The organism is Roseibium sp. SCP14, from assembly GCF_040329475.1.
Classification (GTDB): domain Bacteria; phylum Pseudomonadota; class Alphaproteobacteria; order Rhizobiales; family Stappiaceae; genus Roseibium.
On record NZ_JBDZYH010000001.1, the window covers coordinates 324,453 to 350,777 of the forward strand.

Annotated in this window: 23 protein-coding genes and 1 tRNA gene; 12 read left to right on the plus strand and 12 right to left on the minus strand. The window is 55.4% G+C overall.

Annotated features, from left to right (window positions below):
* Positions 1–223: 223 nt before the first annotated feature.
* The 3 genes from ABLQ08_RS01505 (at position 224) to ABLQ08_RS01515 (ending at position 2,633) form a co-directional block, all read left to right on the plus strand.
* The gene (locus ABLQ08_RS01505) at positions 224–1,894 is read left to right on the plus strand and encodes a L,D-transpeptidase family protein (protein ID WP_352938649.1); all 1,671 of its coding nucleotides are present in this window, start codon (positions 224–226) and stop codon (positions 1,892–1,894) included.
* Positions 1,895–2,034: 140 nt separating this feature from the next.
* Positions 2,035–2,223 (plus strand): sugar transporter, encoded by a 189-nt coding sequence (locus ABLQ08_RS01510; RefSeq protein ID WP_352938651.1) that lies wholly within the window; start codon positions 2,035–2,037, stop codon positions 2,221–2,223.
* 68 nt (positions 2,224–2,291) lie between these two features.
* Positions 2,292–2,633 (plus strand): ArsR/SmtB family transcription factor, encoded by a 342-nt coding sequence (locus tag ABLQ08_RS01515; RefSeq protein ID WP_352938653.1) that lies wholly within the window; start codon positions 2,292–2,294, stop codon positions 2,631–2,633.
* 60 nt (positions 2,634–2,693) lie between these two features.
* Here the strand turns inward: ABLQ08_RS01515 and ABLQ08_RS01520 are convergent, their stop codons facing one another.
* Positions 2,694–3,209 carry a CreA family protein gene (locus ABLQ08_RS01520; protein WP_352938655.1) on the minus strand — a complete coding sequence of 172 codons (516 nt, stop codon included), beginning with the start codon at positions 3,207–3,209 and terminating at the stop codon, positions 2,694–2,696.
* 142 nt (positions 3,210–3,351) lie between these two features.
* Positions 3,352–4,650 (minus strand): MBL fold metallo-hydrolase, encoded by a 1,299-nt coding sequence (locus ABLQ08_RS01525; RefSeq protein ID WP_352938657.1) that lies wholly within the window; start codon positions 4,648–4,650, stop codon positions 3,352–3,354.
* A gap of 373 nt (positions 4,651–5,023) precedes the next feature.
* On the opposite strand from ABLQ08_RS01525, the gene ABLQ08_RS01530 reads away from it, so the two are divergent.
* Both ABLQ08_RS01530 and ABLQ08_RS01535 read left to right on the plus strand, forming a co-directional pair.
* Positions 5,024–5,524 (plus strand): MarR family winged helix-turn-helix transcriptional regulator, encoded by a 501-nt coding sequence (locus ABLQ08_RS01530; protein WP_352938659.1) that lies wholly within the window; start codon positions 5,024–5,026, stop codon positions 5,522–5,524.
* 133 nt (positions 5,525–5,657) lie between these two features.
* Entirely contained in the window at positions 5,658–7,004 is a 1,347-nt protein-coding gene (locus ABLQ08_RS01535) for a DUF2865 domain-containing protein (RefSeq protein WP_352938661.1), read from the plus strand.
* Here the strand turns inward: ABLQ08_RS01535 and gltX are convergent.
* From gltX to ABLQ08_RS01560, 5 genes are all read right to left on the minus strand, one after another.
* Positions 6,967–8,328 (minus strand): glutamate--tRNA ligase, encoded by a 1,362-nt coding sequence (gltX, locus tag ABLQ08_RS01540; RefSeq protein WP_352938664.1) that lies wholly within the window; start codon positions 8,326–8,328, stop codon positions 6,967–6,969. The genes ABLQ08_RS01535 and gltX overlap by 38 nt on opposite strands.
* 66 nt (positions 8,329–8,394) lie before the next feature.
* A complete protein-coding gene (locus tag ABLQ08_RS01545; RefSeq protein ID WP_352938666.1) occupies positions 8,395–9,597 on the minus strand; it encodes an MFS transporter in 1,203 nt (400 codons plus the stop codon).
* Between the two features lie 57 nt (positions 9,598–9,654).
* Positions 9,655–11,322, minus strand: coding sequence for an NAD+ synthase (locus tag ABLQ08_RS01550; protein ID WP_352938668.1), 1,668 nt, complete (start codon positions 11,320–11,322; stop codon positions 9,655–9,657).
* Between the two features lie 132 nt (positions 11,323–11,454).
* Positions 11,455–12,000 carry a response regulator gene (locus tag ABLQ08_RS01555; protein WP_352938670.1) on the minus strand — a complete coding sequence of 182 codons (546 nt, stop codon included), beginning with the start codon at positions 11,998–12,000 and terminating at the stop codon, positions 11,455–11,457.
* 162 nt (positions 12,001–12,162) lie between these two features.
* Positions 12,163–13,545: a class II 3-deoxy-7-phosphoheptulonate synthase gene (locus tag ABLQ08_RS01560; protein WP_352938672.1), complete on the minus strand. Its 1,383-nt coding sequence runs from the start codon at positions 13,543–13,545 to the stop codon at positions 12,163–12,165.
* 276 nt (positions 13,546–13,821) lie between these two features.
* Between ABLQ08_RS01560 and ABLQ08_RS01565 the strand changes: the two genes are divergently transcribed.
* Complete coding sequence (locus ABLQ08_RS01565; protein ID WP_352938675.1) at positions 13,822–14,553, plus strand: VIT1/CCC1 transporter family protein; 732 nt, start codon at positions 13,822–13,824, stop codon at positions 14,551–14,553.
* A gap of 28 nt (positions 14,554–14,581) precedes the next feature.
* Here the strand turns inward: ABLQ08_RS01565 and ABLQ08_RS01570 are convergent, their stop codons facing one another.
* The gene (locus tag ABLQ08_RS01570; RefSeq protein WP_352938678.1) at positions 14,582–15,175 is read right to left on the minus strand and encodes a gamma-glutamylcyclotransferase family protein; all 594 of its coding nucleotides are present in this window, start codon (positions 15,173–15,175) and stop codon (positions 14,582–14,584) included.
* 53 nt (positions 15,176–15,228) lie between these two features.
* Between ABLQ08_RS01570 and ABLQ08_RS01575 the strand changes: the two genes are divergently transcribed.
* The 3 genes from ABLQ08_RS01575 to ABLQ08_RS01585 all read left to right on the plus strand — a co-directional run bounded on the left by ABLQ08_RS01575 (position 15,229) and on the right by ABLQ08_RS01585 (position 19,770).
* Positions 15,229–16,422 (plus strand): aminotransferase class V-fold PLP-dependent enzyme, encoded by a 1,194-nt coding sequence (locus ABLQ08_RS01575; RefSeq protein WP_352938681.1) that lies wholly within the window; start codon positions 15,229–15,231, stop codon positions 16,420–16,422.
* Positions 16,423–16,512: 90 nt separating this feature from the next.
* Positions 16,513–18,030, plus strand: a complete 1,518-nt coding sequence (locus ABLQ08_RS01580) for a sensor domain-containing diguanylate cyclase (protein WP_352938684.1) — start codon at positions 16,513–16,515, stop codon at positions 18,028–18,030.
* 204 nt (positions 18,031–18,234) lie between these two features.
* Positions 18,235–19,770 carry a sensor domain-containing diguanylate cyclase gene (locus ABLQ08_RS01585; protein WP_352938686.1) on the plus strand — a complete coding sequence of 512 codons (1,536 nt, stop codon included), beginning with the start codon at positions 18,235–18,237 and terminating at the stop codon, positions 19,768–19,770.
* Between the two features lie 72 nt (positions 19,771–19,842).
* On the opposite strand, the gene gor is transcribed toward ABLQ08_RS01585, so the two are convergent.
* The 3 genes from gor to rpiA form a co-directional block, all read right to left on the minus strand.
* On the minus strand, positions 19,843–21,219 hold the full coding sequence (gene gor / locus ABLQ08_RS01590; protein WP_352938688.1) for a glutathione-disulfide reductase: 1,377 nt from the start codon (positions 21,217–21,219) through the stop codon (positions 19,843–19,845).
* Positions 21,220–21,463: 244 nt separating this feature from the next.
* The gene (locus tag ABLQ08_RS01595; RefSeq protein ID WP_352938690.1) at positions 21,464–21,976 is read right to left on the minus strand and encodes a DUF2059 domain-containing protein; all 513 of its coding nucleotides are present in this window, start codon (positions 21,974–21,976) and stop codon (positions 21,464–21,466) included.
* 54 nt (positions 21,977–22,030) lie between these two features.
* Complete coding sequence (rpiA, locus tag ABLQ08_RS01600) at positions 22,031–22,723, minus strand: ribose-5-phosphate isomerase RpiA (RefSeq protein ID WP_352938692.1); 693 nt, start codon at positions 22,721–22,723, stop codon at positions 22,031–22,033.
* A gap of 352 nt (positions 22,724–23,075) precedes the next feature.
* Here rpiA and ABLQ08_RS01605 point away from each other — a divergent pair, with 352 nt between their 5' ends.
* The 3 genes from ABLQ08_RS01605 (at position 23,076) to ABLQ08_RS01615 (ending at position 25,713) form a co-directional block, all read left to right on the plus strand.
* A complete protein-coding gene (locus ABLQ08_RS01605) occupies positions 23,076–24,725 on the plus strand; it encodes a methyl-accepting chemotaxis protein (RefSeq protein WP_352938693.1) in 1,650 nt (549 codons plus the stop codon).
* A gap of 144 nt (positions 24,726–24,869) precedes the next feature.
* Positions 24,870–25,556: a phosphoglycolate phosphatase gene (gene gph, locus ABLQ08_RS01610; protein ID WP_352938695.1), complete on the plus strand. Its 687-nt coding sequence runs from the start codon at positions 24,870–24,872 to the stop codon at positions 25,554–25,556.
* A gap of 82 nt (positions 25,557–25,638) precedes the next feature.
* A tRNA-Val gene (locus ABLQ08_RS01615) sits at positions 25,639–25,713 on the plus strand.
* A gap of 147 nt (positions 25,714–25,860) precedes the next feature.
* On the opposite strand, the gene ABLQ08_RS01620 is transcribed toward ABLQ08_RS01615, so the two are convergent.
* Positions 25,861–26,187 (minus strand): GYD domain-containing protein, encoded by a 327-nt coding sequence (locus ABLQ08_RS01620; RefSeq protein WP_352938697.1) that lies wholly within the window; start codon positions 26,185–26,187, stop codon positions 25,861–25,863.
* Positions 26,188–26,325 lie beyond the last annotated feature (138 nt).

Sequence of the window (26,325 nt, forward strand, 5' to 3'; positions counted from 1 at the left end):
AAGAGGGAACGGCCACAGCCAGCGGTGTCGCTAGCTGCAAATAATGGTGATCGAAATGATGTTCCGTGTGGCCGTCATCATGGCCGCTTTATGGACCGGAAAATGGAATGCGGTCAAGGCTGCAATTGTTCCGAGTGACTGAAAGTCCGAAAGCGTTGCGTTTGCGCGGGGCATTGCATGCATTACACTTGCCGTGCTGGGAATCATCTGGGGGGATTTTCGCATGAGGAAGTTTCGATCGATCGGTTTTACATATGCGGTTGCTGTCTTGCTCTGCTTGACGGGACCGTCGGCCGTCACAGGTCTGCAGTCTGCAATTGCACAAACGGCAACGGCCGAAAGCAGTGAAGTCCAACCCGGTTCCGAGGCAGTCTATGCCGAACCTCAAACGCTCATCGGACAAGCAATTAAGGCGTCAATGCCTCCCAATGTCCCACAGGGACTGGAACGCTATTACGGCCAACGCGCCTTTGCCCCAATCTGGTTCGATGAAAGTGGATTGAGAGAGAATGCGCATTTGGCGATCGCTGCCATGGCCGAAGCCAACGACCATGCTCTCAATCCCAGCAATTATGGGCCGCTGCGACTTGTTCAACTCTCGGAAACCGCCCAGTCCCCGGAAGAATGGGCGCAATTCGATCTGGAACTTTCCCTTCAGTTCCTTCGATATGCGACGCATCTTTCGTCCGGACGTGTGCAGCCGAACAAGATCAACAAGGCCCTCAATCTTTTCCCGAACCGCCCCGCGCCTGAAATGCTGTTTGAAAACGCCGAGCTGTCGACTGACTTCAGCGCTTTCCTGGAAGGACTTGCACCTCGCTCGGACAATTACGCCCGTCTGAAGAGGCGGTTGGCGCAATACAGAGCCAAAGCTGCCGAAGGCGGGTTCACGATTGTTCCGGAAGGCGAAGTTCTGAAACCCGACATGCCCGATCCGAGGATCGCGGTTTTGCGTGAACGGCTGATCGAGGAAGACGTTCCAGGCGCTGCTGATCACACCGGAGACGCTTACGACGGAACGCTTGTGGAGGCCGTCAAGGTCTTTCAGGAATACCATGGTCTCGAAACCGACGGGGTGATCGGCAAGAACACGCTCGCGCGGCTGAACATGCCAATCGAGGAAAAGCTCATCCAGATGGAGCTCAACATGGAGCGCCGGCGCTGGATGCGTGACAATCTTGGCGATTTCTACGTATTCGTGAACCTTGCCGATCAGAACCTGAAGGTCGTGCGCAACGGCAAGACCATTCACACGACCCGTGTTGTCGTCGGAAAGCCGTATCATGCAACGCCGGTCTTTTCCGATCAGATGGAATACGTGGAAATCAATCCCTACTGGAATGTGCCCTACTCCATCGCGACGAAGGAATATCTGCCGAAGTTGAAGGGCAATCCGTCGGCGCTCAGCAGCCAGAACATCCGGATCTTTCAGGACGGCAACGAGATCGCCGCAACGCAAATTGCCTGGAACAGCTATTCGGGAAAGAACTTTCCGTTCCGCTTGCGTCAGGACCCTGGAAAGCGCAATGCCCTGGGCCGGATCAAGTTTATGTTCCCGAACGAATTCAACATCTATATTCACGACACTCCGTCGAAATCGTTGTTTGCACGCTCGGAGCGCGCGTTCAGTCACGGATGCATTCGCGTCTCTGATCCGTTCGCGCTGGCTGACGTTCTGCTGGAGCATCTGAACCCAGCTCCCGGACAATGGGAACAGATCCGCGACAGCGGCGACCGGAAGGTCATCAAGCCAAAGGTTCCTATCGAAGTGCACCTCACCTATCTGACCGCCTGGATGAACAAGGACGGTTCAACACACTTCAGAAAGGACATCTACGGGCGGGACGAGGTGCTTCTGAAAGCCCTCAGAACGGCGATGACAGAAAACCTATAGGTACATATCTATCTGTAACATATAGCTTTTCCAGCTCGTTTAGATAACTGAACGTTAGCTGAACGCAACGCTCAGCATGGGTTCAAGGCGCCAACCGTAATCTCCAGGCAGTCGATACGGATTGCCATCAGGAGAGCCCCATGTTGAACCGCATTTTTGTACTTATCTTTCTCGCCATCGTTCTTGGGGGCCCGTTTGCAGCACTCATTGCCATCACTGATGGAACCAAGGCTTTCGGCCAGGAAATGCAGCAAAAAAGCGTGTGCCTGTTAACCGGAACCGGATGCGGCAACGGAAATATCATTGTCACAGTCGCCAGCCGGATATAAATGAGACTTAAAAGCTGAGGTCAGGGCTCAAGCTTGCAGTTTCCGGGTTAGTTTGGCAAGGTTTCCAAATGGACTATAAAGCGCTTGAAGACAAAGCAGAATCCGCAGCGGAATTCTTGAAGATGATGGCATCCGCGCCGCGCCTTCTGCTGATGTGCCTCGTGCTTGAAGAGGAGCGCTGCGTCAGCGAGCTTGCCGAAGCGACCGGAATGCGCATGCCGACTGTATCGCAGCAACTTGCGTTGTTACGTGCCCAGGGGCTTGTTTCGACCCGGCGTGAAGGCACCACGATCTACTATCGTCTCGCCAGCGAACCGGTCAAAGACATCATGGCCATGCTCTACAAGCATTTTTGTGCCGGCGAGGATCTGCCGGTCGCAAAGCATCTGGAAACACTGGACGCGGAGTAGATCTCCGCGCCTCTCACAGTCAATCCGCCCGGCAAGTCCGGCATTCGGAATATCTTCCGGCTATTCCTCGACATAATCACCGCATTTGGGCGGCGGCTGGTCGCCCCAGGGCATGAGCGGCACGGTCGATGTCGAGTTCTTGGGGCTGCCTTCGATCAACTTGTCTGAATAGACGAGATAGACGAGAACATTGCGCTTGGCATCGCAACCGCGCACGATCTGCATTTTCTTGAACATGAATGACCGGCGTTGCCGGAACATTTCTTCGCCCTGCTCGAATTTCTCCTTGATCGTGACAGGACCGACCTGGCGGCAGGCCAGAGAGACATCCGAGACTTCTTCTGCCACGCCCAGCCAACCGGACACTCCGCCCTTCTCCGGCACGGTGAAATGGCAGGAAACGCCTTCCACAAGCGGATCGTCAATCGCGTATGTCGCCAGCTTGTGGTCCGGCGTCAGAAATTTCCATACGGTCGATTTCTTGAAGATCAGATCGGGTTCGTCTGCCGACAGAGCGACCCCAACCCCTTGCAGGGTCAAAACCAGGGTCAGTGCGGCGGCGGTTAGAAAACGCATAAGGTCAAGGCCTCTTGGAGTGTTTGAAACGAGTGACATGTGGGGCATGACGGTTTAGCGATCAAGCAACCGGTCAAACAAAACGCGCGCCGAATTGGCGCGCGCTTTGGTTTTCAGGTCAAAAGTTCTGCGACGACGGTTTCTATCGAACCTCTTCCAAAACCTTTTCATCATCGGCCTGGGTGTCGTCACCTTCTTCCGAAGATGCCTCCTCCGGTTCATCGTCGTCATTTTCAACGATGTCATCGGCTGAAAGATCGAGAGCTTCGTCTTCGTCCTCTTCCTCCGCATCGCCATCGATCGGCATTCCGAGAGACGCGGCGAAATCGCTGTCGGAGACCAGATCACTGATCTCGTTCGAGATCTCCTGATCTTCATCTTCCGCCTCTGCGACTTCCAGTTCCGCGTCGTCCTGCGGCATTTCCTCGGAAGCCTGTGGCTCCTCGTCTCCCTGATTGGAGACCTCTTCAAGCGGGGCACTCGCCGCAACAATACCGGCCAGCGCGTCCAGCAGATCAGCACACCGCTCACGAGTCCAGACCTGGGGCTGGTCGAGTCCCAGCGCCTCGTCATAGGCACGTGCTACGTTGAATGGGAGATGGAACTCGAAGTCCACTTTTGACCTGAACTGGGGAGCAAGAGCGTCTCCAACCGCGTTGAACGTATCTTTCAAGCCGAGACTTTGCTCAACACAGGCGGCCGCTGCATCCCGCAGCGTTGTTACAAAGTCCCTCGTCATCTCGATGGCCGTCGTGACTGCCGGTATGCCAACAACGGACTGCCCTTTTCCAGGCATCAGAGCATTCGGCCGGAATGCGGAAATGCGATCCAGTGCGCGAGGCCAATCGGCCAGATGCGCATCGCCGCAATAAGGTGCCGTTGTGCTCTGGACCAGATCGCCGGCAAAAATCACGGAGCTGTCCGGCACCCAAACAACAAGGTCTCCCATTGTGTGACCGCGCCCGAGATGCATCAGCCGGACTTCCCGACCACCCAGATCAATGGTCATGGAAGATGCAATTGTCATGGTTGGAGCGCAGACCGCCGGAATTGCGGACAAGTCGGCAAAGAGCGTTCTGAAGCGCTCCCTCGAAACGTGAATATCTTCAATGCCCCGCGTTTCAATCATTCGGCGGGTAAGGTCGGATGAGATCACTTCACCAGGTTCAAAAGTCCAGGAGCCGAGCGTGTTTTCGGCATGAAAATGGGTCAGGACCACCTGCTTCACGGGCTTGTCGGTGATATCCCGGATTTTCTTGAGCACTTTATCGGCATGGGAAGGCGTCGCCTGACCATCCACAATGAGGATACCTCGCTCACCAACGATCACGCCCGTGTTCGAACAACCGTCGGCGCTGTAGGCATAACAACCACGCCCCAGCTCCTCGAATCGTTCGTTCTCTCCCGGCACGGCCTCGGAGGTGTTTAAGATCTCAACCATAGCGGCCTCGCTTTCGCGCAAGCTCCCAGCTTGCTTTTGGCGGTCTATCCTGACCGGTTTCACGCCAACATCCTGTTGGCGACAGCGTCTCAGCTTCCATCGGTGATTCGCAAACGCACCGTCTGCAATTCATTAACTATTGCTTCCTTATCAACAGATAGGTCGTCAATTTTCGCGAGTAGACGACTTCTCGCTGACAAGCTCTCTGATAATCTTGATTGTTCACATGTCCATTTTCTCAAGCAGCACATGTCATCTTTCAAGAGAATTTCAGTAAGCTATACTTGTTAGACTTAGAAAATGGCCGGATCACGGCAACTTTCATTTGCGTCCCATACCGGACCTACGAATCCTTCGAGGCAAGACGTCACTCATGTCGAAAGACCCAGATTCCCAGCCCCTTCAAACGCTTACGTCTAAAGACGACAGAATGGTCCTGAAGCTGAACCAGTTTCTGCCATACAGGCTTGTTCACCTGGCGGAAACAGTCAGTCGCTCTTTTTCACAAATCTATGCAGACCAATATGGAATCGGAATTCCCGAATGGCGATTGATTGCAACGCTCGGCGAGCACGAAGCCATGACCGCGCGAGACATCGGAACGGCGACGTCGATGCACAAAACCAAGGTGAGCCGCGCCGTTACCGCCTTGGAAGCCAGAGGCTTTGTCATGCGGGAGAAAAATCCAGAAGACCTGAGGGAACAGGTGCTGAAACTGACCCCGGAGGGCAGCGCGGTTTATTCGGAACTGGTTCCGAAGGCTCTCGCCTACAGCAAGGAACTGGAGGATGCGCTCACGGAAGAACAGGAAAAAGCTCTTTCGGAAATTTTCGAGCGACTGCACAAGGCCGCCAGCAACTTTCGACCAGACTGAACCTACGCGTGGAATATGCGGGGCATTAACCTAACGTCAGAGCTTTCATTGCTAAGGATGAAGCCAACAGCGATAGTACAAACACCGGCTGATTGCCGGAGCGGCGTGGGGCATACGCTGTGGGGGTTGAGTGATGAGGCTTCGCAGGTCCGGCAAGTCTGTCAGTATTTTGCGCACCGTCGGTGTGTGCGCCTTGGTCTTGCTGCCGGCAGCAACGGCGCAGGCCGCCAGCTGCTCCGCCCTCAAATCCGAACTCCGCAAGCTTGAATCCGGTGCCGGTTCGCAGTCTCCTGCCGAAAAAAAATGGTCAACTGCCAAGAAACAACAGCAGAAGGCCATTTCCGCTGCGGTGCGCGACGCAAAATATTTCAACTGTTCGACCGCCAATTCCCCCAAGTGTCAGGGTCTTAACGGCAAGATCAAACGCATGAAGTCCAATCTCGCCGCGATCGAGCGTCAGTTGGCCAAAGCAGGCGGTGGATCGACCAGGAACACCAAGCGGATTCGCCAGGTCAGACGCGCGATCGAAAAGCAGAAATGCAATTCGCCCTCTCAATCTCGTCAGGCAAAAGCAAACAATGGCGAAGCGGAAGAGAAACCCCAGTCATTCTTTCAGCGCCTGTTCACGCCTCAACAAAATGTCGAGCAAGTTGCTGCCAGAACGGGTGACCGGGAAATCGCAACCGTTCGCTCCAGATCTACGAGCGGCAGCCGACGGTTGAAAATCCCTTCAGGAGGCACCTTCAGAACTGTATGCGTTCGAACCTGTGACGGTTACTTCTTTCCGGTCAGCTTCAAGGCGGGCAAAAATCAGTTCGTAAATGATGAAGCCCGTTGCTCTGAAATCTGTCCGGCAGCGCCGACCGAACTCTACGTCTACAGAAATCCGGGCGGTGACCAGTCGCAAATGATGTCGCTCGCCGGAAACGTCTATTCCGAGCAACCCTTTGCCTACCGCTACAAGTCGGAATATGTCGAAGGGTGCAGCTGCCGCCTGACCCGGCAATCAAGGAAGCGTTCGGCCTGGTCTGAGCTGAGCACAGCATCCGGAGATCGGGTATTCTTTTCAGATATCAGCGCGGGGCTTCCCCGAAGCTCGCTACAGCCAAGTCGAGGCGGCACTTTTCAGGAGGAAAGCAATACCCCTTCGCCGCTTTCCAGAACGCCGCTGCATAAAGCGCAACTTCCGTTTTTTGCTGATCCGGACACACTGTTGAATCTTGAAAAAGGTTTCGATGTCACAGCAGCATTGAGCCTGGTGTCCAGTCGGCTCGGTCAGGAGCATGACGGCATCAAGCAAGAGCGTTTGTCCGAAGAGGGCCTTCCGCTGCTTACGACCCGTGCACTCAAGAAATCGGGCGACGTGGAAGCTGCTTCCACGTCGCCCGTCTTCAAACAGGATGGTCAGGGGTTTCGCCCTGCGCCATCCCGCGAAACTCCGGTCAGGGTAGTCGGTCCAGAATTTTTTGTCGCCCAATAAGGGGCAGCAAGGCTTTCATGTCCGGTCCGTGATCCATCCCGGTCAATACCCGGCGCAGGGGCATGAACAGTCCGCGTCCCTTTCGGCCTGTTTCCGACTTGAGCGCGGAGGTCCAGGCGCCCCAGGTTTCCGTCGTAACGTCACCATCCGGCAAAAAGTCACGCGCCTGTGAGACGAATTCCCGATCTTCATCTTCGATGCGCCCGTCAACCGGACCGGCGATCACCTGCCAATAGCCGTCCGCATCTGTGACGGTCTCGCAATTGCCACGAACCGTTTCCCAGAACTCAGCCCCTGCAGTAATTCCCTGCTCCTCGAGACGGTCCTTGACGGCGTCAAAGGACAGTTCATGAACCAGACGTGCGTTCAGAGTTTTCAGTTCTTCCGGATCAAACTTCGCGGACGATTTCGAAACGCTTGTCAGATCGAATTTTTCGACCAGCGCAGCCATCGTCGGCACCGGTTCGACGGCTTGACTTGTACCGGTCAGAACCGCCAGCGATGCAACGGACATCGGCTCAAGCCCGGCTTCCCGCAAGGAGCCGATGGACAGAGCGCCCTTGCGTTTGGACAACCCTTCCCCATCTCGCGTGGTCAGGAGATTGTGGTGACCAAAGATAGGAGCCTTCGCACCGAGCGCTTCGAAAATCGCGATTTGCACACCGGTGTTGGCCACATGATCCTCACCCCGGATCACGTGGGTTACGCCCATGTCAATGTCGTCAACAATCGATGGCAGTGTGTAGAGGTAGGTGCCGTCAGCTCGAATGAGCACCGGATCAGACAGCGAGGCCAGATCGACAGCCTGATCGCCCCGGCACAGATCCGTCCACGTCACATCCGTTCTTTTGGTTTCGAAGGGATCGCCATCGTGATTTGGCAGCACGAACCGCCAATGGGCTTTACGGCCCTCAGCTTCGAATGCAGCACGCTCTTCCGCAGTTTGTTTGAGTCCTGCGCGGTCATAGACCGGCGGTCGGCCCAACGCGCGCTGGCGTGAGCGGCGGCGCTCCAGTTCTTCGGGCGTTTCGTAACACGGATAAAGAAGACCGGCGTCCTTCAGCTTCTGCGCAGCCGCGTCATAGCTTGCAACGCGCGCCGACTGACGTTCGATAACGTCCGGTTCAATGCCGAGCCAGCGCAGGTCGCGTTCAATCGACTCGGCATATTCTTGTTTCGAGCGCTCCAGATCAGTGTCGTCAAAACGCAAGATGAACCGCCCGCCCGACTTTTGTGCAAAAAGCCAGTTGTAAAGTGCAGGACGGCTGTTGCCGATGTGAATGTGGCCGGTCGGCGACGGCGCAAAGCGAACAGTAACAATCATTCGGTTGAGTTAGCCGGGGATCGACCGCGCGGCAACCCCAAACTGCGCACAAGCCAAAGTTTGTTTTCAGGCTCGATACCCACGGGCTGTCAGCATCAGAACTCCACTGAACAACAGACAATATGCGCCCATCGTCAGCACCTGGACATCAAAGGACACGCCCAGGTCGATCAGCCAGCCAACAAGACCCGGTCCGGCGGCCGAGGCAAAGACCATGAACGCAAAGGCGACCGCACGGATCGCGCCCATATACCTCGTGCCATAAACCTCTGGCCACAGGGCCCCTACCAGTGTCCCGTTGAACCCATTGGAAATGCCGACCAGTGCCATGAAAACGAAAGCGGCAAATTGCGCATGATTCGTCGCCAGGACCAGGCATCCCAGGGACAAGGGCAGGATCGCGAACGGCAGCAGATGCCGAGCCGAGAAACGGTCAATCAGGGGACCGATCACGAGCGAAGCGCATACGACCCCTGCCGCCATGACGACGAACCCGCTGGCGAAAACCTCCAGGGACCAGCCACGCAATTCCACCAGATACACCTGGTGAAAGAAGATTGCCGTTCCGATGAAAGCCGGAGCATTGACGCCGAGCGACACCAGCCAGAAACGCGGGTCCCGTAGGACTTCCCCTCTCGTCCATTGACGACCCTCGGTCTTTTCCGCCGCCACTTCGGTCGCACTTGGCACCCGATCCTTTGCCAGCAGTGTCAACAGAACGGGCATAGCGACAACAATCAACACCAGTGCCGAAATGTTCCAGGCGCCGCGCCAGCCATATGCCGCGCCGAGCGTTACGAAAGCCAGAGGGAACAAAGCTTCTGCGGTTGGGAACCCCAAAATCGCAATCGAAACCGCCCTTCCCCGTTGCGCGGAGAACCAGCGCCCTGCGGCGGTCAGCGAGGTGTGTCCCATCATGCCCTGACCGCACAATCGAAGGCCGTAAAAGGTTATGGCAATCATCCAGACAGAAAACGTGTTGGCCATGGCAAGGCAGAAGAGCGCTAGGCCGAACATGACCACGGCTGCAATCCGCTGGACCGGAAAATGGTCCAGACTTCGGCCGACATAAGGCAATGTCAAAGCACTGCCGAGCGTTGCCAGCATATAAAGCATCCCCAGCTCACCATGACTGAGGCCGAACTCCGCCCGAAGGTCACCGGCGGATAGCGAAATGAAAAAGGTTTGGCCAAAGCCGGAAAAAACCGACAGCAGATAGCTGGCGGTAAGCCAGCGCGCGTTTTCGCGCAAGAATACAAAATAACTCATGCGGACGAAGCCGTTTACCCGGAACGGGAATGGAGAGGAAACGGCTCCGCGACAGCGTCAGGAACGATCCCGGAACCGGTTTGTGATGGGATATCGGCGGTCCTTGCCGAAATTGCGCTCTGTAATTTTCACGCCTGGAGGTGCCTGCCGGCGTTTGTATTCGGCAATATATAGAAGATGTTCGATCCTGTGAATCAATGTTCTGTCATGACCGCGTTTTTCAATATCGCTGACAGACATTTCTTCTTCGACAAGGCACCTCAGAATATCGTCGAGCACGTCATAGGGCGGCAAAGAGTCCTGGTCGGTCTGGTTTTCGCGCAACTCTGCCGTCGGGACCTTGGTGATGATGTTCGAAGGGATCACTTCGCCTGTTGGTCCGAGCAGGCCTTCGGGTTTGTTGGCATTTCGCCATGCGGCCAGATGATAGACCTGCGTCTTGTAGAGATCTTTGATCGGGTTGAAGCCGCCGTTCATATCTCCGTAGAGCGTGGCGTAACCGACTGACATCTCGGACTTGTTTCCGGTGGTCATAACCATGCGGCCGAACTTGTTGGAGACCGCCATCAGGATCACACCACGCGCACGCGATTGCAGGTTCTCCTCTGTCGTGTCTTCCTTTGTTCCTTCGAACAGCTTGCCAAGCGCACTGGCGAAGCCTTCAACCGGCTCGGCAATAGGAACCGTGTCATAGCGAATGCCAAGCGCATCAGCACATTCGGCCGCATCCTTGATGCTTTCCTGGGACGTATAGCGGTAAGGCAGCATGATCGCGTGCACTTTGTCTGCGCCCAGGGCGTCGACAGCCATCGCGGCACAAATGGCAGAATCGATGCCACCTGAAAGACCGAGTACCACACCGGGGAAACCGTTCTTGTTGACGTAGTCGCCAAGTCCCATGACACAGGCACGCCAGTTGGCTTCGTCCAGATCCGGTAGCTTGGCGACCTTTCCGTTTTCGCAGACCCAGGTGTCTCCGTCCCGCTTCCAGTCGCTGAGGCCGAGGGCGGTTTCGAATTGAGGCAGCTGGAATGCCAACGTCCGGTCCGACTGCAGCGCGAAAGAGCCGCCATCGAAAACCAGCTCGTCCTGACCGCCCAACTGGTTGCAGTAGACGAGCGGCAGGCCTGTTTGCACGACCCTGGAGACAACCACCTGCAGCCGTTCCTCCGCACGGTTTTCCCAGTACGGCGAGCCATTCGGCACGAGAAGCAGTTCGGCGCCTGTTTCCTCAAGGCACTCGCAGACTTCATCGTTCCAGATGTCTTCGCAGATCGGCAGCCCTATGCGCACGCCCCGGAAATCGACAGGACCAGGCAACGGGCCAGCTGCAAACACCCGCTTTTCGTCAAAAACACTGTAGTTGGGCAAATCATACTTGTAACGGATGGAACGAATTTCGCCCTGATCAAGCAGCAAAACCGCGTTATGGACCTCTCCGCTGTCTCCCTTCCACGGCGTTCCGATCACGAGACCCGGGCCCCCATCTGCGGTCTCGGCGGCAAGTTTTTGAGTAGCTTCCATACAGCGGCGGACGAAGGCCGGCTTCAGAACGAGGTCCTCTGGAAGATACCCTGAGAGAACAAGTTCGGAGGTCAGAACCAGGTCCGCCCCCTTCCCTGCGGCCTCCTGCCGTGCCTTGCGGACAAGCTCCGCATTTCCGGCGACGTCGCCAACGGTCGGATTAAGCTGCGCTACAGCCAGTCTGAAACGATCAGTTATCATGGAAGCAGAACCTGGAAATGTCATCGCCCCATGATGTAGCGGCATGACATGGATGTTGCAATCGCACAAATCGACGACAGCCGGCCCAAAAGACTGTCCCCCGGTGACAATCCTCAAATTTGATGACTTTGCTTAAAGCAGAGCCAGTGCGCTTTCTTCAGTGTCCGGTTCTGCGGAACTGTGATCCGGCATCATGCTGGAGACATCGGTTATGTTCAGCTTGCGAACCGTTGTCGGTTGCCCCGGCCCCATGATGCCCTTTGACCGGCCCTGCAGCTCCTGACGTTCCAGAACTTCACCGATATGGCGGTAAAGGATAGCTGGAGCTATGGGCTTGGCAACAAATCCATGAATGCCGATTTCAATGGCCTCGAGAATGGTGGCCCGCTTGGCATGCGCCGTCACGACCAGAACAGGCGTCGTGCTGATCACGAGATCCCGGTCACCGCGCAGGATCCTGAGAAACTCGTTGCCACCGAACGGGCTCATGACCCAGTCGCACAATACGATATCAGGCTTCCGATCGACCACGAATTCGAGCGCCTCCGCACCGTCGCTCGCTTCATAGACCGAGCGGATGCCGAACCCGGACAGGACGGACCGCAAGATCGTACGCATATGTGGATTGTCTTCCGCAATCAGGCAGGAAACCTTCGAAAGATCCCACTTCTGGCGCAACGCTCCAACTCCTCCGTCAAATTGCCTATGGTTTTGACATAGGCAAGGAGCGTTAAACGAGGCTTACCAGACGTCCGGATTTTGAAGAAAATCGGACTGAAAAAGCAAAAAGGGCGGCAAAAGCCGCCCTTTAAGTTAACGCAGCGTAAGTGCGTTCAATTTTTACGCGCTGGCGGCAATCGGTTCTGCCTGACGTCCATCGCGCTCTTTCTTCAGATTTTCAGCAATCAGGAAAGCCAGCTCCAATGCCTGGTCCGCATTAAGACGCGGGTCACAATGCGTGTGGTAGCGGTCCCCGAGCTGCTCGGCCGTCAGAGCACGTGCACCGCCGGTGCACTCAGTGACGTTCCGGCCGGTCATCTCGACATGAATGCCGCCTGCATGGGTGCCTTCTGCGCGGTGAACCGCGAAGAACGCTTCGACTTCCTTCAGGATCCGATCGAACGGACGGGTCTTGTAGCCGCCTGCAGTGATCGTGTTGCCGTGCATCGGGTCACAGGACCAGACAACGCTCTTTCCTTCGCGCTCGACAGCGCGCACCAGCTGCGGCAGGTGATCGAAGACCTTGTCTGCACCAAAGCGTGCAATCAGGGTCAGGCGTCCGGGCTCATTGTCCGGATTGAGCGCGTCGATCAGCTCAAGCAGGCCATCCGGCGAAAGCGACGGACCGCATTTCAGCCCGATGGGGTTCTTGATGCCGCGGAAGAATTCCACATGCGCATGGTCCGGCTGGCGCGTACGGTCGCCGATCCAGATCATGTGACCGGATGTTGCGTACCAGTCTCCGGAAGTGGAATCGACACGTGTCAGCGCCTCTTCATACCCCAGAAGAAGAGCTTCGTGACTGGTGAAGAAATCGGTGGACCGCAGCTGCGGTACGCTGTCGGCATCGACGCCGCAGGCACGCATGAAGTTCAGCGCTTCGGTGATCCGGTCGGCCAGTTCCTTGTAACGGTGACCTTGAGGACTGTCGGTGATGAAACCGAGCATCCACTGATGCACCTGATCGAGGTTCGCGAAACCACCTTGAGCGAAAGCACGCAGCAGGTTCAGCGTGGCGGCTGACTGGCGGTAGGCCATGGCCATGCGGTTCGGATCCGGGATCCGGCTGTCCGAAGTGAAATTGATGTCATTGATGATGTCGCCACGGTAGCTCGGCAGCTCGACATCATCCTTCTTCTCGATGTTGGACGAGCGAGGCTTTGCAAACTGGCCTGCAATACGGCCAACCTTCACGACAGGCTGGCTGGCTGCGTATGTCAGAACAACCGCCATCTGCAGGAACACCCGGAAAAAATCACGAATGTGATCCGGATGATGCTCTGCGAAACTTTCTGCGCAGTCGCCTCCCTGAAGGAGGAAACCGTTTCCGGCCGCAACGTCGGCAAGCTGAGCTTTCAGCGCGCGTGCTTCACCTGCAAAAACCAGCGGCGGATAAGTTGCAAGGCGCTGCTCAACACTCGCCAAAGCCTCTTGATCCGGGTATTCCGGCACCTGCAAGATCGGTTTCGATCTCCAGCTGTCCGGGCTCCACTTCTCCGCCATTCTTCCTACTCCTACTGGACCCGCAAATTCATTTTACATCGCTAGCTGCGCGGTCCGCGACATTTTCGTTCGTTTCCGCCTGCGCGATTAGAGCAAACGTGCGGCCTTATACACGCCAATTGCTGGCAATGCCACAGGTCATTCTTCCAAATATTCCCTCAGCGAAGGATCGCATTTGCCGTCATCCGCTTCGGTAAGGAATATGGTGCTTGACGCTGATCATGGCACCAACTGTCAAAGCATAAGATGCTGCCAAACAAATGACAGGAATTTTCTATGCCTATGCAAGGATTGGAGCACAGCCACAAGCCGAAAGACATTGCCTCCAGACTGGCGACCGGCCCCGACGCCAGTTACCTGAGGGATTGGATCTATGGCGGAATTGACGGCGCAGTGACCACTTTCGCAATTGTCGCGGGATCTGTCGGCGCCTCCCTTTCTCCCAAGGTTATCCTGATCCTCGGCGTCGCCAACCTTCTGGCAGACGGTTTTTCCATGGCAGCCGCCAATTATAGCGGCTCAAAATCGGAAAACGAGGACTTTGCCCGCCTCAAGGCGGTTGAAGAAAAGCACATCAGATTTGAACCAACAGGTGAAGCGGAGGAAATCCGCCAGATATTCAAATCCAAGGGCTTTCACGGCGACGACCTTGAAACACTTGTCCGCCTGATCACGTCGAACAAGGCCGCATGGATCGATACGATGATGCAAGGGGAATACGGTATGTCCGACGCCGGCAGAGCCCCCTTGAAAGCGGCGTTCTATACTTTCGCGGCGTTTCTGTTGTTCGGTGCCGTACCCCTGTTTCCGTTTGTTTTTTCCCTTCCTTCCAGCGCGATTTTGGCAACGGCGCTCACAGCCATCGCCTTCTTCGCCATCGGTTCTTTCCGGTCGATCTGGTCACAAAGGAGCTGGATTTCCTGCGGAGTGGAAACAACAGCCATCGGCATGGCAGCTGCCGGAATCGCCTATCTTGCCGGCCACGGGCTGCAGTCTCTTCTTACCTGAACGGAAGCCCGGATAAGCAGGAACGCTGCTATTTCTGCTCGATGTAAGAGATACCGAAAGCTGCCAGTTTACCGTCGATCAGGTCTGCAAGTTCTGATTCCAGTTCGATCCTGCGCGGATAGTGAGGCCGTTCCCGGTCCGTCAGAACCGGAACGTGCCAGCCATCCGTCGTTTCAAGAAAATGGTCGATCCCCGGTTCTCCCCACACCTGGAAGAAGCCGGCCAGCACGCAGTCGAGGTAGCTCTGCAGGATCGGATGTGTCTCAGAACCCCAGCGGTGGTGCTCCGGTGACGCCTTGAAGAGAAACAGTTCGTCCGGTCCCTGCCTGCCTTCGGCTTCGCAACGAAATGCAGGCCCGATTTTTTCCACCTTGCGATATCGCTTCTCGCGCTGTTCCAACGCCCCCAACCGCTCCCGGGGTTCGGTTGCCAGCACGCCCCAGATTTCCGTTCCATTGTCCTCGCGCACGCTTAGTGCGCACCGGCCCTGACCATCGCTTCCTGTCCCGCAGACACGCCATTCTCGCACCCATCCATGCAGCTTTCCGGGGGTCACCTGCGTATCTGCTGGAACAGTGTCAACATTGACGAGGGAGCCGTAACCAAAATAAGTGATCGTCATTAGGCGCAGATCTTGATTCTGTAGATTTGACGTATTGAAACCCGGGAGTTGCCATGATTGTCCCTTCCCTCTCACAACAAGACGTCTCACTCTTGCGGGAGGACACTCCCGGTGTAAGCCAGGTGGTGCACTTTAACAATGCCGGAACCGGTCTTGTGCCAACACCGGTGCTGGATGCGGTGAAAAATCACCTCGATCTGGAAGCACGGCTGGGCGGCTATGAGGCTGCTGCAGCTGCCAAGTCCGAAATGGATGCCTTCTATAGCGCTCTTGGAGCACTCATTGGCTGCAAGCCTCATGAAATTGCCTATATCGAGAACGCCACCCGCGCCTGGGACATGGCTTTTTACGGGATCGACTTCCGCGACGGCGACCGCATCGTGACCGGTCGGGCGGAATATGTTTCAAACTATGTAGCCTTCCTGCAGATGAAACGCCGCAAAGGCATTGAAATTGATATCGTTGAGGATGACGAAAGCGGGCAGATCGACCTCAAGGCGCTGAAGGCGGCAATCACGCCCAGAACACGCCTGGTGGCGCTGACGCACGTTCCCACATTCTCTGGACTGATCAATCCGGCAGAGGATGTCGGCGAAATCGCGCGCGCGGCCGGTGTGCTCTATCTGCTGGACGCCTGTCAGTCAGCAGGACAGATACCGGTAAATGTGAATGACATCGGATGTCACATTCTGTCCGGAACGGGCCGCAAATATTTGCGCGGTCCGCGCGGAACCGGTTTTCTTTATGTCAGCGATGCGGTTCTGGATCAGCTCGATCCGCCTTTCATCGATCTCCAGTCGGCAAACTGGATAGACGAGAATTCCTATGAGCTTGTGCCACACGCGCAAAGATTTGAAACCTGGGAACGATATGTTGCCGGCCAGATCGGCCTTGGTGTTGCGGTAACCTACGCCATCGGGTTCGGAATGGAGCGGATCGGTAACCGGGTCTGCGCGCTCGGTGCGCAAATGCGATCCGAACTTTCCGGTCTTTCCAGGATCGCTTTGCATGACAAGGGTGCCCGCAAGGGCGGGATCGTCACTTTCACCGTCGAAGGTGAGCGTCCGGAGCAAACCAAGGACCGCCTGGCCGCCGCCCGGATAAACGTGTCGATCAGCAATGCGGCATCCGCTCGTATCGATCTGCCACACCGTGGTCTGGATGCCGTCGTGCGCGCCTCTCTTCATGCGTTCAATACTGAAGAAGAAATTGAACTGTTTGTTAAGGCTCTCGGCAGATTGAACTAGATTTCGGCTCGCGTCTGACCTGACAAGAACACGGTGTTAAGTCTCCCGGGCTTACCACCGTTTTGTTTTTTGCAGAAATGGGCGGCACCTTTGCGCGGCAAAAAGAGAAGTGAAACGAACGCAACCGGTCCGGACGTGATCGGACCGGGTACCGGCCGTAGGATTACCTTTTGGGTCTACGGACTTGCTGCTCTCCTCATCGTCCTTTCCACCGCCTCATTGACATTCATAGCGTATATGGCCTGGCGCGAAGGAGATAGACGCGCACTTGAAAGCGAGCAGCTGCGCCTTGCCAGGACACTGAACGATGTGCACCGCGAGGTCGCACGCGACCAGATTTCCATGGCTCAATGGGACAAGACATTCGAAGCCGTCCAGAAACCTCTCGATGAGGTCTTCATCGAGAAGGAGCTGGTGGAAGGGATCTGGGAAGAGTTCGGCCTGGAAAGAACCTTCATTGTCGGAACCAGCGGGAACCTGATCGCACAGGCGATCGAAGACGAAGCACATTTCGGTTTCCGTCAACTGCCGCCGACACATCCGATACGGCGTCTCGCCGAAAGGTCGCGCAGCGCTTTCAAAAATAGACAGAATTCTTCAACCTCGGCCTTTGCGCAGTGGTACATGCCGCAATCCTCGTTGCTGGATATCGCCGTTTTCGACTTTGCGATTATCGACGGAACACACGCATTTCTGAGCGCTGTGCCGATCCTGCCCGACGAAGGACAGGTTTCTCTGGATCATGAGTATCCCGCGATCCTGGTCAATGCGATCTATTTCAACGATGACTGGACGACGGAACTCAACGAGCAACTTTCCTTCGGTGACTTTCGTTTCTATCAAGGTGCGCCGGAGCGCGAACATCCGACAAATCATCTTGTGAGATCCGAGGACGGAACAATCTTCGGCTACTTCCGTTGGGACCACGCCAAGCCGGGACGGGAAATCTGGATCACAGCACTTCCCCTGGTCATCCTTATGACCGCAATCATTGCCGTTGTTGCTTTCGCTGCGGCCAACAAGATCAGCCGACTATCAGCCTCCCTGGAGGAAAGCGAACGAAAGAACCGTCATTTTGCCCGCCACGACCCGCTTACCGGCCTTCCGAACCGACATCACTTCTACGATTGTCTTTCATATTGCCTGGACAATCTGCCGGACAAAAGGTTCGCGATTCTTGCCTGCGACCTGGACAGATTCAAACCGGTGAACGACACCTATGGTCACGAGGTCGGCGACAGAGTTCTTTGCTGCATAAGTGATCGGCTTCGGACGGCTGTCGGCAAATCCGGAACGGTCAGCCGGGTCGGCGGCGACGAATTCCTTGTTCTATTGACCAAGTTTGACGACCCCTTTGAACTGAACAGGCTTGCAGAGCAACTTCAGATCGCCGCTTCAAGGCCCATCGACACCGGCGACGGAACTGAAGTGATGATCGGTATCAGCATTGGAATTGCAACAGCTCCTGATTGTGGATCAAGTGAACGGGAGCTCATTCGAATGGCGGACATGGCTCTTTATCGTGCCAAGGAAAACGGACGCAATGCTTTCGAGTTTGCCGAAGTTCCGGGCTCCCGGCCGGAACAAACAGGTACAGCGGCCACTTGAATATGAACACAACAAGGTCACCACGTTGAACCACCAACCGTCGCGAAATTTATAGTTTCCAACTTGCTAATTTGCGCCCTCCAAAACAATCACTTCACGTTTTGTAATAAAAATACAATCCATTAAGCTATCCACCTTTATTATTGCCGCAACAATACTTTCTTGACCCGGATATTGATTCGATCAACTACACGAGAATTCAACTTGAACGATAAGAAACAGGGATATATTGACGAAAACGCGAAAAAACCGCGGCAACATATCTCCCGCCTTGCGTTTCTACTTGCCGGACTTCTGATCGCCGTTACTTCCGTTTCATTGGTGTTTGTCGGTTTCATCGCGTCTCGAGCCTCAACCCAGCAAGCCGTTGCCAACGAGAAACGGCTGTTTCGCAGTACGCTTTCGGACAGACTTCGGGCAATCGTTCGCGACCAGGTCGAACTGACGTCTTCAGACGTCTCAGTGCAAAATCTGGTCCGTGAATTCGATCCCGACTTCGTCCGAAAGAGTTTCGACGATCTCTGGTCAGAACACCATCTCAGCAAGGTTATGCTGATATCGGGAGGCGATAAGGTTCTCGCCGAAACTTTTGAGGACTATACGCACATCATCCAGCGACCTGTGAATGAGACGCCCGGGCTGGAGATTGTCGTTGATAAACTCAGAGACATGTACCGGAGAAACCGTGTCCGCGTTCCGGGCGGGTTTGGTCATCGGTCGCTACGCGGCATTGATCAGAGCGAATATGCGATCATGGGTTTTCTTCAGATCGATGGGAAACCCGCTCTATTCGGTGCCATGCCTGTCATACCCGACAATCATGAAGTCACGCTGCCGGACGGGCCGCCAACGATATTACTTTCAGCCAGATACATTGAAGACAAGTTGCTCAAACGACTGAATCGTCAATTGAAATTTGCTTCCCTCACGTTTGTGAACGGACCGGGCGAACGGGAGATTGGCCCCTTTCACCCGGTTTTGGATCAGTCTGGCGAACCGATCGGCATCTTCCAATGGGACAGCAAGACGATCAGCACATCGATCTGGCCAACGATTATCCCGGTCATCGCGGTGTTGAGCATCGCGCTTGCAGCGCTTGCTTTCGGAATTGCCTGGAGAATTGGCCAGCTGACGACTTCACTTCAAATGAGCGAACGGCAGAACCGCTACCTGGCACTTCACGACAGCCTGTCAGGACTTTCAAACAGGCTTCATTTCAATCGGATGCTCGAAGCGTCGGTGAGGTCATTGCCTGCAAGACCCTTCGCAGTTCTGCATTGCGATCTGGACAACTTCAAACCGGTGAACGACACCTTTGGTCATGCTACAGGCGACCTCGTGATCAAGACGGTTGCCACCCGTCTGAAGGACGCTGTCGGCGATCAGGGCCTTGTCTGCCGTGTGGGCGGTGACGAGTTCATGGTGATTTACCAGGGGCCCATCAACAAGGCGCACCTGACCAGATTGAGTAGAATGTTGGTTGCCAGCGTCAGCGACCCGATTTTCGTCTCGGAAAAGGACAGCGTAAATGTGGGGTTGAGTGTCGGCGTTGCCCGGGCGCCAAGCGACGGCTCAAACGCTGAAACCCTTGTTGGACGGTCAGATCAGGCGCTCTACCAGTCCAAGGTCAAGGGACGCGGACAAGTGTCCTTCTACTCGGACATCAGAGAGCCTCAAACCGCTTCGCAGATGCTCATTCGATTGCATGAAACCTCTCCGCGCCAAGCACTCGGCACCTGAGATCAGTCAGGAAAAAGCCGCCAAATGCATTGTTGCACTCGGCGGCTCGTTTTATCCCCATTAAAACAGCGGTTATCCGCGCAGCTGTTCGGTCGGTTCGCGCATCGTTACGAGTTCCTCGGCCGCGGTCGGGTGAACGGCAATCGTCCTGTCAAAGTCGGCCTTGGTCGCTCCCATCTGCAGCGTCACGCCGAGTATCTGCGCCAGCTCGCCCGCATCAGGTCCGACAACATGCACACCAAGTACTTTTTGCGTGTCTGCGTCCACGATCATCTTCATGAGCATCTTCTCATCCCGTCCGGACAAGGTGTGCTTCATGGGTCTGAAAGTGGATTTGTAGATGTCGAGATTGGGGGTTCTTTCCAGCGCCTGCTCCTGTGTCAGGCCAACTGTCCCCATCTCCGGCTGAGAGAATACCGCGGTCGCAATCAGGCTGTGGTCGACAGTCCACGGCTTGTTTCCGAACACGGTATCGGCAAATGCATGACCTTCACGGATCGCAACCGGTGTCAGGTTTGCGCGGTTGGTCACGTCGCCGACAGCGTAGATGGAGTCCACGCTGGTTCTGGAATCGGCACTGACCTTGATCGCACCTGAGCCGTCCATTTCGACGCCGGCGTTTTCCAGCCCGAGATCCTTTGTGTGCGGATTTCTGCCAATTGCGAACATGATCTGGTCGACAGCGAGCGCTTTGCCGCCCTTTGTATGACCCACCAGCGCACCGTCGGCCGTTTTCTCGATCTCCGTAAAAGTATCGCCAAGAATGACCTTGATACCCTTTTTCTCCATTTCCTGGCGCACGGTCGTTCGCAGGTCCATATCGAACCCGCGCAGGATCTCCTCACCGCGATAAATTAGCGTGGTGTCCACACCAAGTCCGTTGAAGATGCCGGCAAACTCGACCGCGATGTAGCCACCACCGGCAACTACGACACTTTGCGGCAGTTCTTCCATATGGAAGGCTTCATTGGAAGTGATGACGTGCTCGATCCCGGGGATGGAAGCGTCTACATTCGGTGACGCTCCAACGGCCACCAGGATGTATTTGGCGGTAATGGTCTGTCCTGTCGACAAGAGGCGTACCGTGTGAGCATCCTCGATCACGGCACGGCTGTCGAATGCCTCGACATCGGTCCGCTCAAGGTTCCGACGATACAGACCTTCAAGGCGGGTGATTTCCTGATCTTTTGCCGCGACAAGCTTCTGCCAGTTGAAGTTACGCTCGCCTACCGACCAGCCGAAGCCTTCTGCATCTTCGAATTCTTCCGAGAACTTGGAGGCATAGACAAAGAGTTTCTTGGGCACGCAACCCCGAATAACACAAGTGCCGCCGTATCTGTATTCCTCGGCAATCCCGACGCGTGCGCCGTGTGTCGCCGCAATGCGCGCTGCACGGACACCACCGGAGCCACCGCCAATCACAAAAAGATCGTAGTCAAAGTCCGCCATTGTCGCCTCTATCTCTGCCTCGTATTTGTCCGATGGTGATGTGAACCAGCCCCGACATAAGCTGTCCGGGGTTTCATGCAAGCCCATCAGCAACAAGAATGTGGCTGGCAGTCCCGACAGGAAGCCGCCTTCGCAAATGAATTGGGCCGCTGACGCGGCCCCGAAGCCGGTGGTTTACCGGCCTCAAATGTTTGTGTTCAGTTCGTGTTCCCAAGCACTTGCCCGCCTGCGAAACCGATCTAACTCACTGAGCGTCGTTTTTCTTGGCAAGTTCTTCCTGAACCATCGTCACCATTTCGGTGGAGATCTTGTCCTGCCATTCGCGCGCTGCACCAACAGAGAACTGGGTGATTGCCGGAATGGTGCTGGTCAGTTTCTGGCCGAGCTCCGTGTTGTAGAAATCCGCGAGCTGATTCAGCTCGGCTTCCGAGAAGCTCTGCGCCCAGGTATTGTACACCAGGTTGTTCAGCTCTGAGCGGCGTGGCGCCAGCTTCAACGCGACGTCCTGAGTGATTTCAATGATTTCTTCAGCACGGGTCGGATCAGATTGAATGAAGGCGGTTCGGGTTTGCTCGGCAAGGATCGGAAGAATATCGTCGAAGGGCTCAAGCACTTTCGTTGCCACCGCAACCTTCTTTGCCGCAGCAAGGTGGCTTTCAGAAATGTCCTGTGCCATCGCGGCCGTCGTCAGGAAACCTGCGGTAATAATGGCTGCGCCCAATACAGCTGCCCGCTGGAACGTTTTGATAAGTTTCATTTTTCTACTCCTAGGCGGCTTCCATTGATGCCTGGAAAGCCAAATTCACACCACTTAGATGGGCAAAACGGTCTTTACCCCATCTGCGCCGGCCACGTAAGCTTTTGTTGCGATTTCGATGAAAAGGCCATGCTCGACAACACCCGGAATTGCGACCAGTCGCGACCCAAGCGTTTTGACGTCGGCAATCGCCTCCAGATGCGCGTCCAATATGTAATGGCCGCCATCGGTGACGAACGGCGCCTCGGCGCCACCTCTCAAGACCAGTTTTTGAGGGAGACTCAGCTCACTCAGGACGTCCAGGATCGCAAGCCTGGTTGCCTCCAGTCCGAATGGATTGACTTCGATTGGCAGTGGAAACCGTCCAAGCGTTGCCACTTCCTTACTGCCGTCGGCAATCACGATCATGCGCTCGGAGGCGCATGCGACAATCTTTTCGCGCAGGAGCGCACCGCCGCCGCCCTTGATGAGCGCGAGACTGGAATCCAGCTCGTCCGCTCCATCGATGGTCAGGTCAAGTTTCGGCAACTCGTCGAGTGTCGTCAGGCGAATTCCAAGTTCGGTGGCCAGTTCTCTTGTGCGCTCGGACGTCGGCACTCCGATCACATCGAGGCCATCCTTGACGCGATTAGCGAGTGCATGCACGAAAAACTCGGCCGTTGACCCCGTACCGATCCCAAGACGCATACCAGATGAGACATCGTCAGCGGCACGTTCTGCGGCTTCTTTTTTGAATTGATCGCTCATCGCTCATTCCTCCAGTCACCACCCGATCGGACAGATAGGACCGGTCATCTCGTTTCAGCAGCCGGGTGCTTAACATGGGCAGTGACCGCCGGTCCAGTGACATTCCTCATTCGCAGATGGAAACCCGAAACTCCCGCGGGTTTCAGGAATTCGTTAACCATCATTTTAGATTGCGGTTCGATAATTCTTGAAATTGCCCGAGTTTTGGAAAGCACAACGCCCGATGAACCTTTTTCGACTTAAATCTCGGCAAGAAAAAACATCAGCGACTGCCGCAACTATCTCTCCTGCCTCTGAGGAAGACATAACATCGTACCGGGAACCAGCGGACGTCTCCCCCTCGCAAGATCGCATGAGCTTTGTTCTGGACAGTCTTGAAGACGACCTTCAAGTTGCGGCAAGGACCATCAACCTTGCTGCTGAGAAGGTTCAGGATCGGCTCGATACCCAGCTGGAAAGGCTGGAGACAATCCGCAGTGACAGTCATTCTCTGGCAGATCAGGCTGCAATTGCGGATGAAAATGCCGCAGGTCTGGCAACGTCGATACAGGAGCTTTCCTCCTCAAGCAGTGAGATCGGCAAGCAGGTAGGCATTTCCAATGAATTGACCTTGGAGGCCCGCGACGTTGCCGATCAGGTCAACAATGGCGTCCTGGAACTCAAGAGCGCCATCGATGACATTGCCAATGTGGTCAGTTTGATATCGGATATCGCTAAACAGACAAACCTTCTGGCATTGAATGCAACGATTGAAGCAGCAAGAGCAGGCGAAGCGGGAAAGGGTTTCTCAGTCGTCGCGAGTGAAGTGAAAGCGCTTTCGGTCGAGACTCAGTCGGCAACCGAGCAGATCGTTGCCAATATCGACCGGCTCAACCAATCGGCAGAACAGAACCTCGGGTCCGTTGCCAAGATCATCGATGTCATCAGCAAGGTCAGGCCAGGCTTTGTCGCCGTTGAGGATGCTGTGCAGGCCCAGGTCGAAACGACCAACCGCATTGGTGATCAGGCCAATCAAACCGCCAGTTTCGTCCAACAAGTGGTTCAACGCGCACAAACCATCTCCGAATCTGCCATCGAGGCTGAAGAAGGCGGAACACTAGCACGTGAAACAGGGGCTGAGATGGGCTCCGCGACAAGGTCGCTCCAGGCGCGTTTCACCATGATGATACGGCAAACGGAGTTGGGTGACCGGCGTCAGCATGACCGTCTGCCGGTCAAGCTGACCGGATCCGCTTCCGTCGGGTCCGTTGCCACCCGCCTGGAAACGCATGACATTTCGGAAGGCGGACTGCTGTTCAAGCCGGAGAACGACAACGTTCTTGGACCAGGAAGAACAGCAACACTCGACTTGCAAGGTGTCGGCACTTGCGAAATCAAGGTCGTGGCGGTTTCCGGTTTCGGGTGTCACTGTTGTTTCGTCAATCCGGACAAAGGCTTCCGTAACGCACTTTTGAAAAAAATCTCGTCGATCCATTCCTCCTACGCTCAGGAAGTTGAACGCGTGCAGAAAGCTGCTGACCGGGTTTCTGCAGCCATGGAACGCTTGATCGTTGAAGAGCGGCTTTCTCAGGACGATCTGTTCGACACGGACTATCAGCCACTTCCAGGCACGAATCCACAACAGGTTTCGACCCGGGCACTGCAGGAATTGGAAAAGATACTGCCGAACATACAGGAAGACGTTCTTTCAAACTGTGAGGATCAGGGAATGGCCTTTTGCGCCACGGTCGACAGGAACGGCTACCTGCCTGTTCACAACCTGATCTATTCCAAACCACAGCGCCCCGATGACCCGGCATGGAACACGGCAAATTGCCGAAACAAGCGGATCTTCGACGATCGGGCCGGTCTCAGCGCAGCCTACAACACCCGTCCGTTTCTGATCCAGTCCTACGCTCGCGACATGGGTGGCGGGAACATCGTCTGGATGAAGGAAGTCGACGCACCGATCATCGTTCAAGGACGCCACTGGGGAGGACTACGAACGGCCTACAAACTCTAAAGTGTGTTTGCCGTCAAATTGAAACCATTTGCCTCTGCAAAACTTGAAGCTTCCCCTTTAAGTGTTTAGGCAGAGGCGCTCTGGGGTTTGCGAATATCCGGATTTCGTGAAAGAAGGCCGGGTTCACCTTTCCTGAATATGCCAATGGCTGAGGGTTTAATGTCGGTTCTCGTTTTTGATCTGGATGGCACGCTGGTGTCTTCAATGGAAGATCTGGTCGCCACACTCAACGTGGTGATGACTGAGGCTGGGTATTCGGCGATCCCTGAAGGGGACATCGCCCATATGGTCGGCATGGGCGCGAAGGTACTCATCCAGCGTGCCCTGGATTTCAATGGCATTGAGTGGACCGAGGAAACGGTAGCTCCGCTATTTGAGCATTTTCTGGAATATTATGCGGCCAATATCGCTGTGCACACCAAGCCCTTTGAAGGTGTTATCACCGCCCTGGAAATGTTCAGGAAAGAAGGCTGGAAACTCGCGGTCTGCACCAACAAGGCAGAACGTCTTACGTTGCCGCTGCTGGAAGAGCTGAACCTGACACGACACTTCGATTCAATTGTCGGCGGAGACACGTTTGCCGTTTCCAAACCACATGCCGAGCCTATCCATGGCGCCATTCAGCGTGCGGGTGGAACCGTTGCAGGCTCCATCATGATCGGTGACAGCGGTACGGATATCGACGCGGCCCGCAACGCCGGCATTCCGGTTATCGCCGTGGATTTCGGCTATACGCCTGTTCCCGTGAGCGAACTTGGTCCGGACAAGATCATCTCGCATTTCGACGAGCTGGCGGTCGCAATCAATGACCTCAACAAAGCCATTGCATGATTAGGACCAGACAAGGGGATAAATCTCCATCCCCCTTGTCAACCTTAATGCGATCTTCTAGATAGCCGCAATCCGATTTTTCGGGCGATTAGCTCAGCGGGAGAGCGTTCCGTTCACACCGGAAAGGTCACTGGTTCAATCCCAGTATCGCCCACCATTTTTCTCTTAATTCAATATCTTGATTCTTTTGAGCTAAGCTGATCCTTGGCGGAATGCTCAAATCTGAACTCCCAGGTTTGAAAGTCGCAAACGCATAATGCGTCAAGGCGGCTCGAAGTCCGCCTCGACACCCCTGGTGACGATCTTAGGGAGCCTTGAAGGAACTCGCGACTTCACCCGCTTTCCTTTGCATCGCGACAAATTCTTCGGAGGTGAAGGCCTGGACAGTCTTAAGGTTACAAACTGCGCCGCTTGCAGCAGTTGCCATTAAGCCTGCAATGAGGTCCGTGGTGTTTTCCGCCGTTACATGGACTGAAAAATCGGAATCACCCGTCGTCAGATGAAAGCTCTCCAGCCTGCCGCCGACAGCTTCGACAATGGCGCGAACGGCCGTTTCGCGGTCGCTGGGATTGGCAACCATCGCCTGCATGGCTGAAGCAGTATAATTTCCGGTAACGATATATCTTGGCATAAACAACCTCCCTGAGGGTGCTACAACATGAGCCACCCCAGGCGAGACAATGCCCGGCAAGTGGCCAGCATTTCCCCCGCGTAAACTGTACGCAAATTCTCGCTTTATTGCCACTTCTCATTGTGCAAAGACACACTG

Excerpts from the sequence above, each read along its gene's own strand:
- rpiA (WP_352938692.1), bottom strand. The coding sequence starts at position 22,723 with ATGAGCGATCAATTCAAAAAAGAAGCCGCAGAACGTGCCGCTGACGAT.
- gph (WP_352938695.1), top strand. The coding sequence starts at position 24,870 with ATGGCTGAGGGTTTAATGTCGGTTCTCGTTTTTGATCTGGATGGCACG.
- ABLQ08_RS01525 (WP_352938657.1), bottom strand. The coding sequence starts at position 4,650 with ATGGTTGAGATCTTAAACACCTCCGAGGCCGTGCCGGGAGAGAACGAA.
- ABLQ08_RS01620 (WP_352938697.1), bottom strand. The coding sequence starts at position 26,187 with ATGCCAAGATATATCGTTACCGGAAATTATACTGCTTCAGCCATGCAG.
- ABLQ08_RS01530 (WP_352938659.1), top strand. The coding sequence starts at position 5,024 with ATGTCGAAAGACCCAGATTCCCAGCCCCTTCAAACGCTTACGTCTAAA.
- ABLQ08_RS01575 (WP_352938681.1), top strand. The coding sequence starts at position 15,229 with ATGATTGTCCCTTCCCTCTCACAACAAGACGTCTCACTCTTGCGGGAG.
- ABLQ08_RS01560 (WP_352938672.1), bottom strand. The coding sequence starts at position 13,545 with ATGGCGGAGAAGTGGAGCCCGGACAGCTGGAGATCGAAACCGATCTTG.
- ABLQ08_RS01570 (WP_352938678.1), bottom strand. The coding sequence starts at position 15,175 with ATGACGATCACTTATTTTGGTTACGGCTCCCTCGTCAATGTTGACACT.
- ABLQ08_RS01510 (WP_352938651.1), top strand. The coding sequence starts at position 2,035 with ATGTTGAACCGCATTTTTGTACTTATCTTTCTCGCCATCGTTCTTGGG.
- ABLQ08_RS01595 (WP_352938690.1), bottom strand. The coding sequence starts at position 21,976 with ATGAAACTTATCAAAACGTTCCAGCGGGCAGCTGTATTGGGCGCAGCC.
- gltX (WP_352938664.1), bottom strand. The coding sequence starts at position 8,328 with ATGATTGTTACTGTTCGCTTTGCGCCGTCGCCGACCGGCCACATTCAC.
- ABLQ08_RS01515 (WP_352938653.1), top strand. The coding sequence starts at position 2,292 with ATGGACTATAAAGCGCTTGAAGACAAAGCAGAATCCGCAGCGGAATTC.
- ABLQ08_RS01565 (WP_352938675.1), top strand. The coding sequence starts at position 13,822 with ATGCCTATGCAAGGATTGGAGCACAGCCACAAGCCGAAAGACATTGCC.
- ABLQ08_RS01545 (WP_352938666.1), bottom strand. The coding sequence starts at position 9,597 with ATGAGTTATTTTGTATTCTTGCGCGAAAACGCGCGCTGGCTTACCGCC.
- ABLQ08_RS01520 (WP_352938655.1), bottom strand. The coding sequence starts at position 3,209 with ATGCGTTTTCTAACCGCCGCCGCACTGACCCTGGTTTTGACCCTGCAA.
- gor (WP_352938688.1), bottom strand. The coding sequence starts at position 21,219 with ATGGCGGACTTTGACTACGATCTTTTTGTGATTGGCGGTGGCTCCGGT.
- ABLQ08_RS01505 (WP_352938649.1), top strand. The coding sequence starts at position 224 with ATGAGGAAGTTTCGATCGATCGGTTTTACATATGCGGTTGCTGTCTTG.
- ABLQ08_RS01550 (WP_352938668.1), bottom strand. The coding sequence starts at position 11,322 with ATGATAACTGATCGTTTCAGACTGGCTGTAGCGCAGCTTAATCCGACC.
- ABLQ08_RS01535 (WP_352938661.1), top strand. The coding sequence starts at position 5,658 with ATGAGGCTTCGCAGGTCCGGCAAGTCTGTCAGTATTTTGCGCACCGTC.
- ABLQ08_RS01605 (WP_352938693.1), top strand. The coding sequence starts at position 23,076 with ATGAGCTTTGTTCTGGACAGTCTTGAAGACGACCTTCAAGTTGCGGCA.